This window comes from Sediminicola luteus (genome assembly GCF_002514735.1).
Lineage (GTDB): Bacteria > Bacteroidota > Bacteroidia > Flavobacteriales > Flavobacteriaceae > HQA918.
The window spans coordinates 137,119-154,376 of sequence record NZ_KZ300477.1 but is presented as its reverse complement, the minus strand read 5'-3'; the positions used below and the strand labels follow the sequence as shown (position 1 = coordinate 154,376).

Annotated in this window: 14 protein-coding genes; 8 read left to right on the top strand and 6 right to left on the bottom strand. The window is 43.8% G+C overall.

Translation table 11 applies throughout. The features are described 5' to 3' along the window. Window positions 1-54 precede the first annotated feature (54 nt). The 3 genes from B7P33_RS05195 (at window position 55) to B7P33_RS05185 (ending at window position 3,027) form a co-directional block, all read left to right on the top strand. A complete protein-coding gene (locus B7P33_RS05195) occupies window positions 55-345 on the top strand; it encodes an HU family DNA-binding protein (protein WP_097440911.1) in 291 nt (96 codons plus the stop codon). Window positions 346-598: 253 nt separating this feature from the next. After that, window positions 599-2,146, top strand: a complete 1,548-nt coding sequence (locus B7P33_RS05190) for an Rne/Rng family ribonuclease (RefSeq protein ID WP_097440910.1) — start codon at window positions 599-601, stop codon at window positions 2,144-2,146. Between the two features lie 95 nt (window positions 2,147-2,241). Next, complete coding sequence (locus tag B7P33_RS05185) at window positions 2,242-3,027, top strand: DUF3667 domain-containing protein (protein ID WP_097440909.1); 786 nt, start codon at window positions 2,242-2,244, stop codon at window positions 3,025-3,027. 9 nt (window positions 3,028-3,036) lie between these two features. Here B7P33_RS05185 and B7P33_RS05180 read toward each other — a convergent pair whose 3' ends face one another. Continuing rightward, window positions 3,037-3,624: a hypothetical protein gene (locus B7P33_RS05180; RefSeq protein ID WP_097440908.1), complete on the bottom strand. Its 588-nt coding sequence runs from the start codon at window positions 3,622-3,624 to the stop codon at window positions 3,037-3,039. Between the two features lie 72 nt (window positions 3,625-3,696). Between B7P33_RS05180 and B7P33_RS05175 the strand changes: the two genes are divergently transcribed. Continuing rightward, window positions 3,697-4,182 (top strand): regulatory protein RecX, encoded by a 486-nt coding sequence (locus tag B7P33_RS05175; RefSeq protein WP_097440907.1) that lies wholly within the window; start codon window positions 3,697-3,699, stop codon window positions 4,180-4,182. Here B7P33_RS05175 and B7P33_RS05170 read toward each other — a convergent pair. Both B7P33_RS05170 and B7P33_RS05165 read right to left on the bottom strand, forming a co-directional pair. Further along, a complete protein-coding gene (locus tag B7P33_RS05170) occupies window positions 4,163-5,494 on the bottom strand; it encodes a sensor histidine kinase (protein WP_097440906.1) in 1,332 nt (443 codons plus the stop codon). The two genes, B7P33_RS05175 and B7P33_RS05170, sit on opposite strands and share 20 nt — an antisense overlap. Before the next feature lies 1 nt (window position 5,495). Next, the gene (locus B7P33_RS05165) at window positions 5,496-6,854 is read right to left on the bottom strand and encodes a sigma-54-dependent transcriptional regulator (RefSeq protein WP_097441237.1); all 1,359 of its coding nucleotides are present in this window, start codon (window positions 6,852-6,854) and stop codon (window positions 5,496-5,498) included. A gap of 167 nt (window positions 6,855-7,021) precedes the next feature. On the opposite strand from B7P33_RS05165, the gene B7P33_RS05160 reads away from it, so the two are divergent. The 3 genes from B7P33_RS05160 (at window position 7,022) to B7P33_RS05150 (ending at window position 11,562) form a co-directional block, all read left to right on the top strand. Further along, on the top strand, window positions 7,022-8,269 hold the full coding sequence (locus B7P33_RS05160) for an efflux RND transporter periplasmic adaptor subunit (protein WP_097440905.1): 1,248 nt from the start codon (window positions 7,022-7,024) through the stop codon (window positions 8,267-8,269). 52 nt (window positions 8,270-8,321) lie between these two features. Then, window positions 8,322-9,017 (top strand): ABC transporter ATP-binding protein, encoded by a 696-nt coding sequence (locus tag B7P33_RS05155; protein WP_097440904.1) that lies wholly within the window; start codon window positions 8,322-8,324, stop codon window positions 9,015-9,017. Window positions 9,018-9,138: 121 nt separating this feature from the next. Beyond that, window positions 9,139-11,562, top strand: coding sequence for an ABC transporter permease (locus tag B7P33_RS05150; protein WP_097440903.1), 2,424 nt, complete (start codon window positions 9,139-9,141; stop codon window positions 11,560-11,562). 45 nt (window positions 11,563-11,607) lie between these two features. Here the strand turns inward: B7P33_RS05150 and B7P33_RS05145 are convergent, their stop codons facing one another. From B7P33_RS05145 to B7P33_RS05135, 3 genes are all read right to left on the bottom strand, one after another. Then, window positions 11,608-12,408: a cupin-like domain-containing protein gene (locus tag B7P33_RS05145; RefSeq protein ID WP_097441236.1), complete on the bottom strand. Its 801-nt coding sequence runs from the start codon at window positions 12,406-12,408 to the stop codon at window positions 11,608-11,610. A gap of 159 nt (window positions 12,409-12,567) precedes the next feature. After that, window positions 12,568-13,674, bottom strand: coding sequence for a biotin synthase BioB (gene bioB / locus B7P33_RS05140; RefSeq protein WP_097441235.1), 1,107 nt, complete (start codon window positions 13,672-13,674; stop codon window positions 12,568-12,570). Between the two features lie 25 nt (window positions 13,675-13,699). Then, on the bottom strand, window positions 13,700-15,529 hold the full coding sequence (locus tag B7P33_RS05135) for a TonB-dependent receptor plug domain-containing protein (RefSeq protein ID WP_097440902.1): 1,830 nt from the start codon (window positions 15,527-15,529) through the stop codon (window positions 13,700-13,702). Window positions 15,530-15,723: 194 nt separating this feature from the next. On the opposite strand from B7P33_RS05135, the gene B7P33_RS05130 reads away from it, so the two are divergent. Continuing rightward, a complete protein-coding gene (locus B7P33_RS05130) occupies window positions 15,724-17,229 on the top strand; it encodes an aminotransferase-like domain-containing protein (protein ID WP_097440901.1) in 1,506 nt (501 codons plus the stop codon). Window positions 17,230-17,258 lie beyond the last annotated feature (29 nt).

The following is a 17,258-nucleotide window of genomic DNA, read 5'->3' as shown; positions in this document are numbered from 1 at the left end:
TTTAATTTTTATATTTGCAACCCGAAAAATTCTAAGTAAAATATAAGTACCAAAATGACGAAAGCTGATATTGTATCGAGAATCTCAGATAAACTGGGAATGGAAAAAGGAGATGTACAAGCCACTGTTGAATCTTTTATGGACGAGGTTAAGGCTTCATTGGAGAGCGGAGACAATGTGTATTTAAGAGGATTTGGTAGTTTTATCATTAAAAAACGTGCCGAAAAAACAGGTAGGAACATTTCTAAGAACACTACCATTAAAATTCCGGCACATAACATACCTGCCTTTAAACCTGCCAAGGTTTTTGTAGAAGGCGTAAAGAGCAACGTAGAAGTAAAGTAATAACCTTAAAATAACGCATATGCCAAGCGGTAAAAAAAGAAAAAGACATAAGGTGGCGACCCACAAGCGTAAAAAGCGCAGAAGGGCGAACCGACACAAGAAAAAGTAGTGGTTTTCACTACTTTTTCTTGTTCTATACGTTCATTGAAATATTGGTTCCAATAGAGAATTTCGACGGGTAGTTATACCTGCACCCTAATTTTATTGTTTAATCTATCTTTTCTTCACAGGAGAGATATAAACCTCAATAAAGGTGAATAGAGAATTAATCGTAAGATCTAGTTCCAAAGCCGTCGATTTTGCCTTACTCAAGGAAGGAAAACTGATCGAACTACACAAGGAAGAGGACAATAACAGTTTTACTGTTGGTGATATCCTTTTGGCCAAAGTGCGTAAACCCGTAACCGGGCTAAACGCCGCCTTTGTAAACGTGGGTTATGAAAAAGATGCATTTCTGCATTACCACGATTTAGGGCCACAGCTGTCTTCCATGCTAAAGTTCATCAAAAAGGTTAGTACGGGAAAAGTCCGTGATTATACCTTAAAAGATTTTCCTTTCGAAAAAGATATTGATAAGAATGGTAGCATTATGGATGTGCTAAAAGCCAACCAATCCATTCTTGTACAAATCGTTAAAGAACCTATCTCTACCAAAGGTCCAAGGATCAGTTCCGAGCTTTCGATAGCTGGGCGCTACTTGGTCATGGTACCCTTTTCAGACCGGGTATCGGTATCCCAAAAAATAGGGAGCCGCGAAGAGAAAGAGCGCTTAAAACGATTGGTAAAAAGTATCAAACCCAAAGGCTTCGGGGTTATCATAAGAACCGTGGCCGAAGGCAAAAAAGTCGCTGAACTGGATAAAGATTTGGAGAACCTGATGGATAAATGGGTCTCCATGTGTAAAAAACTCTATAAAGCACCCACCCCCTCCAAAGTATTGGTAGAGCTCAACAGGGCCTCTTCTATTTTGAGGGATGTTTTTAACGATTCCTTTACCGGTATCGTAGTTGATGATGAAACGCTTTATAGTCAAGTAAAAGATTATGTGCAAGAAATTGCACCCAAGAAAGAATCCATTGTAAGATTGTATAAGTCTTCCGTTCCGATTTTCGAAAAATTCGGTATCGAACGGCAGATCAAGACTTCCTTCGGTAAAACGGCATCCATGAGTAGGGGTGCTTATCTGGTCATAGAACATACAGAAGCCCTACACGTAATCGATGTAAACAGCGGAAACCGCTCCAATAAGGCCAAAAATCAAGAAGATACGGCCTTGGAAGTGAATTTATTGGCCGCTTCAGAAATAGCCAGACAGTTGCGCCTAAGGGATATGGGCGGCATTATCGTGGTAGATTTTATCGATATGGGTAAATCGGAGAACCGGAGAAAACTTTTCGACCATTTAAGGGAAGAAATGAAAGATGATCGTGCCAAGCACAAGATTTTGCCTCCGAGTAAGTTCGGCCTTATACAGATTACAAGACAGCGGGTTAGGCCCGAAATGAAAATCAAAACCTCCGAAGAAGATCCCAATGGAGGTAAGCGCGAAGTTGAAGCCCCGATCGTACTGATCGATAAGATCCAAGCTGATCTTCAAAAGTTGCTCAACGGAAAGAAAAAAGATAGTAAGGTGGTATTGCATATACACCCTTTTATCGCGGCTTACCTTACCAAAGGATTTCCTTCTATTCGGTTTAAATGGTTTCTTGAGTACAAAAAATGGATCAAGATCCAAGAACGCGATGCGTTTACGTATCTGCACTATCGTTTTAAGGATAAAGACGGTAAAAACATATATTAGCCCAAAGCGCTACCTAACGGTGGCGCTTTTTTTTTGCCCGCAATTCAAAAAAACTTCCAATTTTGGTTACTTTGGCCCTTCATTAACCGACCACTATGAACTGTAAAAATTGCCAAGAACCTCTAGCCGAAACCCATTTGTTCTGTGCCCATTGTGGGGCCAAGGTGATACGAAATAGACTCACCTTAAAACAGATACTAAAGGATTTCGGCGAGAATGTGTTGGGTTGGGACAACAAATACTTCCGCACCATTAGGGGGATGATCAAAGAGCCCGATGTTCTTTTAAAGGCATACTTTGGTGGTACTCGAAGGCGGTATATGCACCCTTTGACCTTTATGACCATTGGTATGGCCCTTTCGATTTTCGTGTATTCGATTTACGATGAGCAGTACTTGGAACTAACTGCGGGTTTGAGTGATAGCTATGCCGAAGCAAACCCTGATCAAAATCAGGAGGTTTTCAACCAAAAGGAATTCAATAGGACCATACAGGCCTTTATGTTGAAATACATGAACCTGATGACCTATTTAATGCTTCCGTTGTTTTCTTTTATGACATGGGTGATTTTTCGGAAACCCTATAATTTTTCGGAACATTTGGTCGCCAATGCCTATACCCAAGGGATTACTTTTTTAACGACTACGCTATTCTTTTTGCTAACCGTATGGGTTGATCCTAGGTTTTATTGGGTGGCCTCATTACTTACCATTATTGCCTACACCTATGTTTTTGCCAGGCTATATCGTTTGGGGTTTTGGAAAATGATTTTAAAATTACTGCTGTTCGCTATTGTGCTTGGGGTCATATTTATAATTGCCATGGTAATTGGGGTGGCCTATATGATCATCTCAGGTGCCATACCCATACCGGAACAGTAACTTTTAAGCTTAACTTTTTCTAAGCATCCGGAAACAGACTAAGGCTAAAAGTAACCCCAGAACCACATCGGCCCCCCAAATAAAATGGCCTAATGAGGTGTCACCAACCAGTTTAAAACGGGCTACTATTTTAGCCACACCGAAAAATAGCACGACCAAGGGCAGGGTTAAGCAATAATGTTTGTTGACGAGTAATCGGTTGTAACCGGCTATCCGTTTTTTAAAACGCCCGTAGTCCAATAACTTCGGGAATTGCTCTTGTACCAAGAGCATAAGTTCGTCCAGGTTCTCTTTTTCCTCGCGCATAGCCCCTAAGGTTTTCGATAAAAACCACATCAAAATCACCGAAATGATCAGGATAATACTGGGAAAGTTGTTGAAATCAACGGCAAAATCGGGGTTTTCCAAGCGGGTGCCTATGACTTTGTTGCCTATAAAAATCAGCTTGTTATGGTTCATAAAGTCGAAGAGGAAAACCAATAATACCACGGCCAAAACCACCAGTCCTTTTTGGAAACGTTCCATATCCTCGGTCATTTCCTGAAGCTTTACTTTGAGGAGGTCGTATAGTACAAAGCCTTTTAATTGGGGATCCATGGTAAGGGGTATAGGTGAACCACTAAAATACAAACTCTAGCTAAATGCTTAGGGCTTTCTTATTTTTGCATTATGGCATACCCTAACCAGAAGCAGCAAAAACACCATACGGTACAAGAGGCCCTAAAAAAGGCCATGGCCTATTGTGCCTACCAAGACCGGTGCCATAAAGAAGTGTTGCAAAAACTCCGCAATTTAGGACAAAAACAAACGGCCCAAGATCATATATTAGGTCAATTGATCGCAGATGGTTTTTTAAACGAAGAGCGTTTTGCCCGCAGTTTTACCCGGGGTAAGTTCAATAACAAACAATGGGGGCGCTTACGTATCGTACGTGAACTAAAGGCCCGTGATCTGTCGGCCTACAATATAAAATTCGCCCTAGCGGAGATCGAGGCGGAATATTTGACCCATTTCGAGAAGATCTGTACCAAAAAATGGGAAGAAACCGCCCATTTGCCCCTTTTAAAGCGAAAGAAAAAAGTCTTTGATTATCTTAACTATAGAGGCTGGGAACCGCATTTGATCTATGAAGGTCTCAACTCCCTAGAAGCTTAAATTGGATGGTAAACACGGTTCGCCCAGGCTTGGAGCTGAAACTTAGTGTTCCCTTATGCCCTTGAACAATATTCTTGCTCAGGCTTAACCCAATACCCGAACCATTCTCCCTAGTAGTAAAAAAGGGCACGAATATTTCACGTTTTATATCTTCGGGTATCCCATGCCCATTATCGGTTACTTCAAGTATGGCCATATCGTTCAGCACATGGCCCGTTAGGTGTATCCCGGCATTTTGTACACCTTCTAAGGCATAGACACTATTGGTAATCAAGTTAATGATGACCTGTTCCATTTGTTTTTTGTCCAAGGGTAGCTGAAGTCCTTTTGGGGTAACCGATACCGTAACCGCAATGTTCTTGGTCTCCAAAAGGGTGTCCAGAATGCCTAAACTATCGGAGAATAACTCTAGAATGGATACTTTTTCAGGCTTTGGGGTGGGTAATTCGGCCAAAATGCGATAGGTTTCTACAAAATCGATAAGGTGATGGGTCCGTTTTTTTATGGTATTTACACTTTGATAAATATCGTCGTAATCTTCGCCCAACACTTCCTTTTTATCGGCTACCAAATAGGTGAGGTTGTGGGTAAGCGAATTGATAGGGGCAATGGTGTTCAGAATCTCATGGCTCATAACCTTCATCAGGTTGAACCAAGCTTCTTTTTCCTTTCGGTCTATAATGTTCTGTAGGGTATCTAGATTTACGATCAAATAGCGTTCGCCGTAAATATAGGTCACATAGGTGCGCAACGAAAAAACGGTTTCTTTCCCATTTATCTTTAGGGTGATCACATCTTTGATATGGCCCCAATTGTCCATTGAAAAATAGGGGTCAAAGGCTTTTAGGTGGTCTTTTACCAAATGCCATTTGGTGTAACGCGGCAGTTCCAAGATGTTGAAAAAGGCCTTGTTAGAATAAAAGATGGGTTCTTCGGCCTGTCTGAGGATCAAAATACCCATATCCATGGTATCTATTATATCTTCATAGATGATCTTAACTGATTCGTTTTCCTTTCGCCAGGCCATTTGCTGTTTTAAAATCTCTTGTAGGGGTTTAGATATTTCCTGGGGTAAATGTTTACCCGAGATTTTTACCGAAAGGTCGTTTTTGGCCAAGGCCATTAAGGCTTGGGAAGTACGCAGAAACACGGCATCTATAGCTTCATAGATCAAGTAAAAGACGAACAAAAGTGTAAGCCCGAGCAGCAGGGACAAAAACAGATAGCCTGAATTAAAAAGGGTAATGGCCCCGGCGAATAGACCGAACGATAACAGTAGTAAACCGAATATGCGTAGGTTGTGTTTTTGCATATTAGAGCCCGTGTTTTTCCATTCTTCTGTACAAGGCGGCCCGGGTTAGGCCCAATTCTTTGGCAGCGTTGGAAATATTGTCCAAATGTTTTCGCAAGGCTTTGGCCACCAATTGTTTTTCCATCTGTTCGAGGTTGAGGTTCTCGGCATTGTCTACCTGGGCGACTACCTTGGAAAAGCGCATATCGGATTCTTGGATTTCGCTACCATCACAAAGTATTACGGCCCGTTCTACCAAGTGCTCCAATTCCCTGATATTACCTGGCCAGGCATAGTTTTCCATAGCTTTAAGGGCATCGTTGGCAAATTGCAATCGGCCTTTTCGATATTTTTTTCGGTTGCGTTCCAAATAATATTCCGCCAGTAAGGGAATATCGGTTTTGCGGTGTCGCAGCGCCGGTAATTCAATTTCTACCGTATTGATCCTATAAAGTAGATCTTGCCTAAAGTTTCCAGCACCTACCTCCTTATGTAAATCTAGGTTGGTGGCACAGATGATACGTACATCTACCTTTCGTTCCCTGCCTTCTCCCAAACGTACTACCGATTGAGTCTGTAACACAGATAGAAGCTTGGTTTGCAATTGTAGGGGAAGGTTGCCGATCTCATCCAAGAAGATAGTACCCCCATCGGCAAGTTCGAAACGGCCTAGGCTGTCTTCTTTGGCATCGGTAAAGGCCCCTTTGGCATAACCGAAAAGCTCGCTTTCGAAAAGGTTCTCGTTTAAAGAACCCAAATCGACATGGATAAAGGGTTTTTGCTTACGCGACGAGTTATCGTGCAGCATTTTCGCGATTACATATTTACCGGTACCATTTTCGCCCAAAAGCAATACATGGGCATGGGTGTCGGCTACTTTAGACACCAACTGCAGGGTTTGGGTAAAGGTTTCCGATTGCCCAATGACATCGGTACCGGCTTGAAAATCGCTGCTACTGATCTTCTCTAATTTGTGTCCGGCTTTTTTAGAACGGGCATGGGCCACTGCCGCAGAAAGGGTGGTTTGCAGCTTATCGTTGTCCCAAGGTTTCAGTACATAATCGAAAGCCCCTTGCTTAATACCCTCTACGGCAACGCTGACATCTGAATAGGCCGTCATGAGAATGATGACGGTTTCCGGGGAGACCTCGGCAATGCGTTTTTGCCAATACAGACCCTCGGCCCCGGTCTGTACCCCCCGTTTAAAATTCATGTCCATTAATACCACATCGACTACCGATGCCGATAGGGTCTCTAAAATCTTCTTGGGATCGTTCAGGGTTATGACCTGGGAATAGAACCGTTTTAGAAAGACTTTTAGGGTAAACAGTATATCGGGATCGTCATCGACCAATAAAAGGGTGGCTTCCGTTTTTCTCATAATCAATTCAATACTAGCCAATTGTTCATTATCGAACAAATATGTGTCCGTTTTCGAACACTATGAAATCATCCTTAAAAATTAAAACACAGGCATACAGATAGTTACGGTCTTGTAGTTTTTTGGCACACTTATCGTTTTTATACCGTTGAAATCAAAAAACGAACATGGACAAAATAGTAGAACGCAAAAAATCCCCCTATAAAAAGCCCTTGCTCTTTGGGGGGATCGGAGCGGTGGTCTTGGCGCTTATCGTAATGGCGGCCGGACAAAAAAACAGCCTCAACATTAAAAAGGATCGGGTGACCATAAAATCGGTGAGTTACGATACTTTCGAAGACATGGCCCTTTTCAATGCCTTGGTAGAACCTTTGAATACCATTCAGATCAATACCTTGGAAAGCGGTACAGTGAAGCGCATTCATACCGAAAATGGCAAAAGGGTTGAAAAAGGAGAGGTGTTGTTGGAACTCTATAACCCCAATACCGAATTGAATTACCTCACCCAAGAAACGGCCATAATCGAGCAAATCAATAATTTGCGCAATACGCGGATTGCCATTAAGAACCAACAAATGGTCTTGGATCGCGATCTGATCAAAATGTCGTACGAATACAACAATGCCGAGCGTCAGTTTCGTATGGATACCACCTTGTATCGTAAAGGGGTAATCTCAAAAAACGACTATTTGAAGTCAAAGGAGACCTTCGATTTCCAAACCAAGCAACAAAGCAATACCAAGGCGCATGTAAAAAAGGAACAGCAAGATCGCGACACCCAATTGCGTTTGATCAATACCTCTATTGCCCGTATGGAACAAAGTTTGGAGCAGTTACGGGCCAACAAAGAGAACTTTATCATAAAAGCCCCCGAGGCGGGTTTGTTATCGTCGTATAGTCCGGTACTGGGCGAGAGTTATGGCAAGGGGCAATTGATCGGAAAGATCGATATGCTCAATGGTTATAAACTAGTGGCCCAGGCCGACGAATTTTATTTCAATGCCTTGGCAGAAGGCCAGGAAGCCCTATTGGAACACGAAGGGGCCTTGCACAAACTAAAGGTGAATCGGGTAATCGCCGAGGTCATCAACGGAAAGTTCGAGGTAGAATTGGTATTCGATGGCGAAATCCCCAAAAGTATACGACGGGGTATGAACCTACCCATCAAGATTTATCAATCGAGCAATAACAAAAAAGCCTTGCTGTTACCACAGGGCGGTTTTTATCAGTCTTCGGGCGGGCAGTATGTTTTTGTGCTGACCGACGAGGGCACGGCAGAAAAACGGGCCATCTCCCTAGGTAAAAAGAACCCCTATTATTACGAGGTCTTAGAGGGGCTGCAAGAGGGAGATCGGGTAATAACCTCTACCTATGCCGATTTTAAGGAAAAAGAAACCATCAATTTAAACGAATAGTCATGATAGCAGTTGTAAAAATCATTCTAACCCTAATACTAAACCACTGGATATGATCAGCATAGAGAAACTTTCGAAAATATACCGTACCGAAGATGTAGAAACCACGGCCTTGAACCAAGTAGAACTTCAGGTAAACCAAGGCGAGTTCATTTCGATAATGGGCCCTTCGGGATGCGGAAAATCGACCTTATTGAACATTATCGGCATGCTCGACTCTTTTGATGAAGGGTCTTACCGTTTTGGCGAGCAGCAAATGGCCGGATTAAAAGAAAAAGAACGGGCTTTTGTGCGTAAGGAGAACATCGGTTTCGTGTTCCAGAACTTTAATTTGATAGATGAGCTAACCGTGGCCGAGAATATCGAATTGCCCTTGATCTATAACGATGTACCCCGATCCGAAAGGAAAACCCGTGTAAAGGAGGTAATGGAACGTTTGGATATTGCCCATAGACACAAACACTTTCCGCAGCAGCTTTCGGGCGGACAGCAACAACGTGTGGCCGTCGCTAGGGCCTTGGTAACCAAACCCAAACTGATATTGGCCGATGAGCCTACTGGGAATCTAGACAGTAAAAATGGGAATGAGGTTATGGAACTGCTCACCGAACTACACCAAGAAGGGGCCACGATAATTATGGTTACCCACTCTTCGTACGACGCCGGATTCTCTTCTAAGATCATTACCCTGAAAGATGGGAGTATCGTATCGGAAAAGGAAAACCAACGCGAAATAGCCATTGTGTGATATTTAGGCCCTTATAACATGAAAATGGCCATCACCCCTAACCCCGCTCACTCCGCGATAGCTATCGGGAAGGAGCGGGGGGCTAAAACATAATAACACCCATAAAACTAGCAATCAAAAAATGATACGATCCTGGACCCTCATATTTTTAAGGAACCTGAAAAAAAGGCCCCTTTACCCCATTATAAATACCTTGGGCCTGGCTTTGGGTATTACCTGTTTTGTATTGGTAATGCTCTATGTTAGCCGCGAACTGAGTTATGAAAAATGGAACCCGAAACATACCGAGATCTTTAAGGCGACCTACCTCTACGACAATGGAGAGGTTTGGACCACTTCGCCCCGTGTTCTAGCCGTTGAGAGTAAAGAAGGCTTGCCCGAAGTTGAAGATGTCATGGTTTTTCAAAACTATGGTCCTACCGGAATGTTGTTCCATGGCGAAAAATCGATTCTGAAGACCATTCAAAAGGCAGATCCCAATTTTTTTGAGTTTTTCCCCTACGAATTCAAATTTGGTACGGTCGAAGGTGCATTGGACAAAGACAACGACATCGTAATCTCCGACGAGTTCGCCTTAGAAATGTTCGGCGATATCAATCCGGTAGGCGAATTGTTGAAAATGGACAACAAAGATCCCTATAGGGTAACCGGGGTCTATGTGACCAAGGATATTAGCTCTAGCCAACAGCCCGATGTTCTTGGCCGTATCCATGAATTCAACGAAAACGATAAACATTGGGGCAACTTCAACTATCAGATCTATTACAAATTAATCCCAGGTACCGATGGTGTTGCCTTTAGTGAAAAGTTCGATAGTTTCTTCGATGAAAAGAAGGCCAAAGCCTGGAACACCCCTTTAGAAGATTTCCTGAAAGAAAAAGAGGCCCGTATTATTCTCGAAAACCTGGGCGATTTACATTTGTTCTCCAAAGAACATCAGGGTACCGGGGCGAATACCGTCTTTATTTTGAGCCTTTTGGCTTTTCTTATCCTTATAATTTCTGGGATCAATTTTATTAACCTCAGTATTTCGGGAGCCGCACAGCGTGCCAAGGAAGTAGCCATTCGCAAGACCTTGGGTACCCCTAAGACCAAAGTGGTAAAGCAGTTTGTTTACGAAGTATTTTTACAATGTATCGTGGCCATTTTGATCGCCATTGCCCTGGTTGAGGTACTCTTGCCCCAGTTCAATACCCTAATGGGCACCGAGCTCAGTCTTTTTAGCCCCTATAACAAGTGGTTTTTGGCATTGAGCGTAGTCGCTATTTTGGTGTTGATCGCGGGTATTTTTCCCGGATTATACCTATCCAATTTTAATCCGGTTAAGGTCTTGAAAGGTGACTTTGGGCGAAGTAAGAGTGGCAAGCACCTGAAGAAAACCATGCTGATCGTTCAGTTCGGTATTTCGGCCATCTTTTTGATCGCCACCTTCGTTATCAAAAGTCAGCTGGATTATATGAACAATCGCGACCTAGGTTTTGACAAGGAGCAGACCCTAATGTTCGGGATCTACAAAACCCAGGAGACCTGGAAAAAATTCGATACCTACAAACAAGAGATAGCAGCCATGGAAGGTGTGGTTTCGGTTTCTACCACCAATAGGCCCCCGGGGACCTATTCCGGAAACGGTAGCAATTCGAATTGCGATTATATGGACCAAAGTTTCCAGACCGATATACATTTTGTAGACAAGGACTATTTAGCCAATATGGGGGTGAAGTTGTTGGAAGGTAAATTCCATAGTCGCGATAAATTTTCCAAGGGCGATCATAGCCGTGTAGTCAATGCCGATGGCGATACCTTGTTCGCCAACCAAATTGTGGTGAACAAAAAATTTGTGGAATCTTTTGGAATGGAAGAACCTATTGGTAAAAAAATACAGTTTTGGGAGTTCCAGTCCGAGATAATCGGGGTTGTCGATAATTACTTGGCCAAGGGTTTCGATCAGGCACATATCCCTAACCTGTTCACCGTATACAACGATAGTGAAGACGGTTGGATCAAACCCCAAAGGGTGTTGGTTAAGGTAGACGGTAACGATATAGAGAAGACTATTGCGCAGATCGAAACCTTTTGGACCCAAAAAATTGAGCCTGGCTACCCCTTTGAATACGAATTTCTAGATGCCAACTATGCTAGGTTATATGCCAAACAAGACCGGCTCGAAAAACTGGTGACCACACTTTCTATGATCATGGTCTTTATTTCGTTGTTGGGGCTTTTTGCCATTGCCTCGCATACCGTAAAACAACGCTATAAAGAAGTGGCGATTCGAAAAACCTTAGGAGCTACCGAAAAACAATTGATACAAAGTTTGGTGAAGGATTTCGTGGTCGTGGCCGCTTTGGCCTTATTGATTGCCATTCCGGTGGCCTTTTACCTGTCGTACCAATGGTTACAGGGCTTTGTGTTTAAGATAGATATGCCGATAATACCCTATATCATTACACCCATTATCGTGGTCGGCCTAACCTTGGCCATCGTGTATATACAAGCCAATAAAGCCCTAAAACTCGATTTGGTGGCCAATTTGAAGTATGAGTAAGTATATGGAATAGACCTGTCAGGTTTCCAAAACCTGACAGGTCTCCTATAATTTATTGGTGCGTAGCACCGCCTGCTCGTTTTTCCAATCGATCCATTTTTGGCCTTTGATCCGTCGCATCAAATTGTCGTAATGGCGCATAACGAATACGTTGTAAACCGCCTTGCCCAAACGGGCCGGATGCCTGGCAATGGCGCGTAAACTCATTGAAAAACCAGGGGTAACATATTTCATATAATGCCAATACCCTTCCGGCATATAGAGCACTTCGCCATGGCCCAAATGGGTCTTAAAGCCCTGCGCTTGTTTTAAAGCGGGCCATTTTTCATAATCGGGGTTCGAGAAATCGATGTCTTCCCGGGTTATCAACGAATGCGGAATCTTATATAGGTATTTGGTCTGGTCTTGGTGGAAAAGGATGACTTCCTTCTTCCCTTCGAAATGAAAATGGAAAATATTGGCCAGATCGATGTCATAATGCATAAAGGTGTATGAATCGGTACCTCCGAAAAACAACATAGGCAATCCCTTCATCAGACGTAGTCCGAAATCGGGGAAGGAGAAATCTTTTTGCAGCTGGGGTACTTCTTTTAGTATATTCCAAAGGAAGATGCGGTATTTGGTAGGTTCCTTTTTTAAAAGGTCTACATAGTCGGCCAGTTTCATTTTGGCATGGGGCTCGTTAAACCCTTCTTCATAGGTAACCGGACGGTTATCGTACAAAGGCACTTCCTTATCCCCGGCAATCGATTTCATATAGTCGAGGCTCCATTTTTCATAGGCGGGCCAATCTTCTATAAACTTTTCAATCACCACGGGTTTTTGTGGCTTAAAGTATTCGGCCATAAAGGCCTTTTTCGTAATGGTCTTTACCCTTGGAATTTCTTGTAAGTTCAATGCAAAGGAATTTGACTATCAAAGATACAAAAGAATGATTATAGATAAGATTCCCCAAGGATAGCGATTGCGCATAATCCGTTAGGGAATCTGTTTTTAACTAGGCTATTATGTTGTTGGTTTGCGAACCGCTTTTGCCTTTTGTTTGGCCTTTTCGTTGCGTTCAATGGTATGTCCGGGTCGGGTCCATTTGGGTTTTTCACCCAGATCCATAAAGCGTGAATCGATGGCCTCCGTGGTTTTGGGTTGTTCTTTTTTAGAAAATGGCTCTTGGGTGTTCATACCCAAAAGGGCGAACAGTTCCTTGTCTTCGTTAATATCAGGGTTTGGCGTGGTCAAAAGTTTATCGCCCGCGAAAATAGAGTTGGCCCCGGCAAAGAAGCACAGTGCTTGCCCTTCTTGGCTCATTTGGGTACGCCCAGCCGATAAACGTACCTGGGTCTGGGGCATTACGATGCGTGTAGTAGCCACCATACGTACCATTTCCCAAATAGATATGGGTTCCTCATCTTCCATAGGGGTGCCTTCTACGGCCACCAAAGCGTTTATGGGTACCGATTCGGGCTGGGGGTTCAGGGTGGTTAAGGCCACCAACATTCCGGCCCGGTCTTCCAAACTTTCCCCCATACCGATAATACCTCCGCTACAAACGGTAACATTCGTTTTACGCACATGGTTTATGGTGTTCAATCGGTCGTCGAAGGCGCGGGTAGAAATCACATCTTCGTAATAGTCTTCCGAAGTGTCCAGATTGTGGTTATAGGCATACAAACCGGCTTCGGCCAAGCGTTGGGCCTGGTTTTCGGTGACCATACCCAGGGTACAGCAGACCTCCATGTCCAATTTGTTTATGGTACGTACCATTTCCAGAACTTGGTCAAACTCGGGCCCATCTTTAACATTGCGCCAAGCCGCCCCCATGCATACCCTTGAGCTTCCGGTGGCTTTCGCCCGAAGGGCCTGGGCCTTTACCTGTTGTATGCTCATTAGGTCGTTTTCTTCTATATCGGTATGGTAACGGGCTGCTTGCGGACAATAGCCACAGTCTTCCGAACAACCTCCGGTTTTAATGGAAAGCAAAGTCGAAACTTGTATTTCATTGGGGTCGTTATGCCGGCGATGTACGCTGGCGGCATCATACAACAACTCCATAATGGGTTTGTTGTAAATGGCCAAAACCTCATCTTTCGTCCAATTATGTCTTGGGCTGTTCATGTAGGACCTATTGTTTATGAATGGGTTATTTAAAATGGTATCGGAACCCGAACAGAACATTACTTGGGGGCATGGGCACAAAACCAGACTCAATATAATCGGCATCGAATATATTGTTGGCCGTTAGGCTCAATTCGGCCTGCCCCAAGCTAAGGGCTATTGAGGCATCCCAAACGTTATAGGTCTGTCCGGTACTACGCTCGGCATATTTATAGATAATGCTTTGCCGGAGATTCTTAAAAAACTGCGTGCTTACACGTGTGGTAAAATGGTGTTTTAAGGTGTTTAAACTATAGCGCGACAATTCGGGGTCTTGTTGAATATCATCTTCTAAATAGGCATAGCCCACACTTAAACTTTGGTCGAATTCCTTAAACTTGAAATAGTAGGAAGCATCGGCCTCTAGACCTTTGGTGTTTACCTCAGTAATGTTGGTGGCCGTGAAAAGGTCTTCGGAAACATCGTTACGTATATAGTCGATCAAATTTTTGGCATCCCTATTGAATACGGCAAAACTGGCAAAGAAACGATTAGCTGTATATTTAAAACCTAATTCTTGGGCAAAAGCCTCTTCGGGTTCCAAATCTTCATTGCCGCTGGTCACGGGGTCACTGTAGTACAAATCGGTATAGGTGGGTATACGATAGGTATATCCGATATTACCATACACTTTAAAGCGGTTCGAAAAGGCATAACCCACATCTAAACCGGGGAATGCGTGGAATTTGAAATCGGAAAAATAGGTCAAGGCCACCCCGGGGGTAATGTCCAGTTTCTTGTCCAATAGACTAAATCGATGTTCCAAGAATACATTGGTCATAAAGCGGTTATGGTCGCCCAAGTTGTTGCTGCGGATGGATACGCGCGACATATCGATACCAAATCCGGTGATACCCAATTCAGAGGTGTAAGAGGCGTTGGCTTCGGCCCCAATTTTGTCGGAAATGTGTAGGTTTCTATAGAAAGAGGGCTCATCGCGTCGTAACAGGAACATATCTTGGTTACGTTTCCAATATAGCCTAGGTTGTATTTTTAGATTGTTCTTTCTAAAAGTGGTGGCCAGTGCTACCAAACTGTTTTGGGTTTCCTCGTATTCGTGAAAGGTGGGGTTGGTGGTATAGAAGTTTTCCGCCCCAAAATTCCGCTCCAAAAAGGAAACGGTCATTTCTATGGGTTGGGCCTTCTTGTTGAACGTACTTTTTAAGTAGTAGTTGGCATTGTCGTAATCGGAATTCTCCCGATACCCGTCGGAAGTAACCCGACCTATATGAATGATATGGGAGGCGTTCTCTTGCTCGATCCCGGCCGTAACATTGGCGTTCAATTGCCCGAACGAACCGGCTTCCAAGTTTACCGAAACCACATTGTCCAAACGCTTTTTGGTGACAATATTAATGGCCCCTGTAAAGGCGTTTTGGCCATATACCCTTGCGGCCGGACCTTTAATAATCTCTATACGTTCAATAACCTCCAGCGGTAAGGCGGCATTCATGGTATGGTGACCGGTTTGGGCATCGTCCATTTTAATACCGTCGATCAGTAACAAGGTTTGGTCAAAACCACCCCCACGTATGTATAGATCGGCCTGACTGCCACCGGTACCTCGACGCCTGATGTCTACACCTGCCACTTGTTGCAAAAGGTCGGCCACATTTACCGCGGCGCTTTGTTTGATATCTTCGGAGGTAATGATGTTTATGGTCCTAGAGTCTTCCTGAAAAGGTAGATCGATCCGGTTCGAGGAAACGATGACCTCATTTAAAGCTTCCACCTCTATTTCTGGTTGCTCTTGCTGCGCACTCAAAGGGAGTACACCGGTCAGTAAAATCGAAAAAAGTAGATGTTTGTTTTTCATTTGTTTTTGTAGCTATAAGTAACCCATGCCAGTCTGAGCGCCCTACCGGCTTATAGGAAGGTAGTCGAGATGCTTTTTTAATTGTCTTCGACTGCCTGCCTGTCGGCAGACTAGGCGCTCAGACTGACATTGAAATATTTACCCGGCAAAATTCGTAACTTTCCGGACCATTAAACTAGTCCGGTTTTAAATGAATGGATAGTCCGGTTTATGACATACTAAAACAGCTGGTCACTTTTGATAAAAATGAGGTGCAACCGCTTTATATACAAGTGGCACAACAACTTATAAATGCCATTCAGCGCGGTTATCTAGAAAAAGGAAGTAAGATGCCCGGCACCCGGGCCTTAAGCCAGCTGTTTGGCATCCATAGGAATACGGCCGTGGCCATTTATGACGAATTGGCCTCGCAAGGCTGGGTAGATATTATTCCGAATAAAGGGACTTTTGTTCTGGTACCCGAAGATGCCCAGATCAAGATCAAAGCGAAAGGCCAGCAATTGCATCAGGCGTATACCTATCCGAATACGGCCGGTTTTGCGTTTCAAGAAGCTTTTCATTTGGCACCTACGGCCCAAGCTTCCATGGCCCAATATGCATTAAACGACGGGACCCCCGATTTACGCTTGCATCCGGTGCACCAATTCTCCCGATGGTATAGTGCGGCCATGAAACGTAAGCCCTTACGATATGCCAGGCATCCAAATAGTGCGGCAACGCCTTCGATTTTTAGTACCCAGCTCTCCAACTATTTGAATGCCACACGGGGCTTTCACATCCGCCCGAACAATGTGGTGAATACCCGTAGTACGGAAATGAGTTTGTATATCGTTTCCCAATTGGTGTTAAAACCAGGGGATGTGGTGCTGGTAGGGGAGCGGAGTTACTATAAGGCCAATATGATCTTTCAGCAGGTTGGGGCCAATATTAAGACCATAGCGGTGGATGATGAGGGGCTTCAGGTATCTGCCATCAAAAAGTATTTTGTAAAAGGAAGCATACGCGCGGTATATGTTTGCGCGAACCGCGATTATCCGACCACGGTTACCCTAAGTGCCCAACGCCGCTTGGAGCTAGTACAATTGGCAAAAACCTATGGCTTTGCAATTATTGAAGACGATTACGATTACGATTTTCAGTTCGATGGTTCGGCCATGCTGCCCATGGCCAGTGCCGATGTTAACGGGAATGTGATTTATTTGGGCAAAATTGGGCAGTCTTTGTTTCCAAGTTTCCATTCCGGCTTCGTCGTGGCCCCGGATAATTTGATTACCGAAGCCAAAAACTATTTACAGTTACTCGATAGGCAGGGTGATCTTATCCAAGAACAAATGCTGTCGGAACTGATTTCTGAAGGTGAAATGTTCCGGTTGACCAAAAAAAACAGGGTCACCTACAAACAGCGGCGCGATGTCTTATGCCAATCTTTGACCGACCATTTTGAGGGTATTTTGAGTTGGGAAATCCCTAGTGGCGGACTGGCCATTTGGTTGCAATTCAAAGCAACCATTTCTTTGGTGAAACTGGCAGAAGAAGCCTCTAAATTCGATGTTTTCTTACCCAAAACCATACTGTATCAAGATAAGAAAACCTGCGCCATCCGTTTCGGATTTGGGCATTTGCAGGAAACCGAAATAGAAATCGTGGTCAAAAAGCTGAAAAGTGCGTATGATAGGGTGGTTTCATCTACGATTTTATAATTTGCGACCTAGAAAAAGGAACACCTAAA

Bases quoted from the DNA above. Each gene is read 5' to 3' on its own strand.
- B7P33_RS05195 (WP_097440911.1), top strand. From the start codon at position 55: ATGACGAAAGCTGATATTGTATCGAGAATCTCAGATAAACTGGGAATG.
- B7P33_RS05185 (WP_097440909.1), top strand. From the start codon at position 2,242: ATGAACTGTAAAAATTGCCAAGAACCTCTAGCCGAAACCCATTTGTTC.
- B7P33_RS05180 (WP_097440908.1), bottom strand. From the start codon at position 3,624: ATGGATCCCCAATTAAAAGGCTTTGTACTATACGACCTCCTCAAAGTA.
- B7P33_RS05175 (WP_097440907.1), top strand. From the start codon at position 3,697: ATGGCATACCCTAACCAGAAGCAGCAAAAACACCATACGGTACAAGAG.
- B7P33_RS05170 (WP_097440906.1), bottom strand. From the start codon at position 5,494: ATGCAAAAACACAACCTACGCATATTCGGTTTACTACTGTTATCGTTC.
- B7P33_RS05165 (WP_097441237.1), bottom strand. From the start codon at position 6,854: ATGAGAAAAACGGAAGCCACCCTTTTATTGGTCGATGACGATCCCGAT.
- B7P33_RS05160 (WP_097440905.1), top strand. From the start codon at position 7,022: ATGGACAAAATAGTAGAACGCAAAAAATCCCCCTATAAAAAGCCCTTG.
- B7P33_RS05155 (WP_097440904.1), top strand. From the start codon at position 8,322: ATGATCAGCATAGAGAAACTTTCGAAAATATACCGTACCGAAGATGTA.
- B7P33_RS05150 (WP_097440903.1), top strand. From the start codon at position 9,139: ATGATACGATCCTGGACCCTCATATTTTTAAGGAACCTGAAAAAAAGG.
- B7P33_RS05145 (WP_097441236.1), bottom strand. From the start codon at position 12,408: ATGGCCGAATACTTTAAGCCACAAAAACCCGTGGTGATTGAAAAGTTT.
- bioB (WP_097441235.1), bottom strand. From the start codon at position 13,674: ATGAACAGCCCAAGACATAATTGGACGAAAGATGAGGTTTTGGCCATT.
- B7P33_RS05135 (WP_097440902.1), bottom strand. From the start codon at position 15,529: ATGAAAAACAAACATCTACTTTTTTCGATTTTACTGACCGGTGTACTC.
- B7P33_RS05130 (WP_097440901.1), top strand. From the start codon at position 15,724: ATGGATAGTCCGGTTTATGACATACTAAAACAGCTGGTCACTTTTGAT.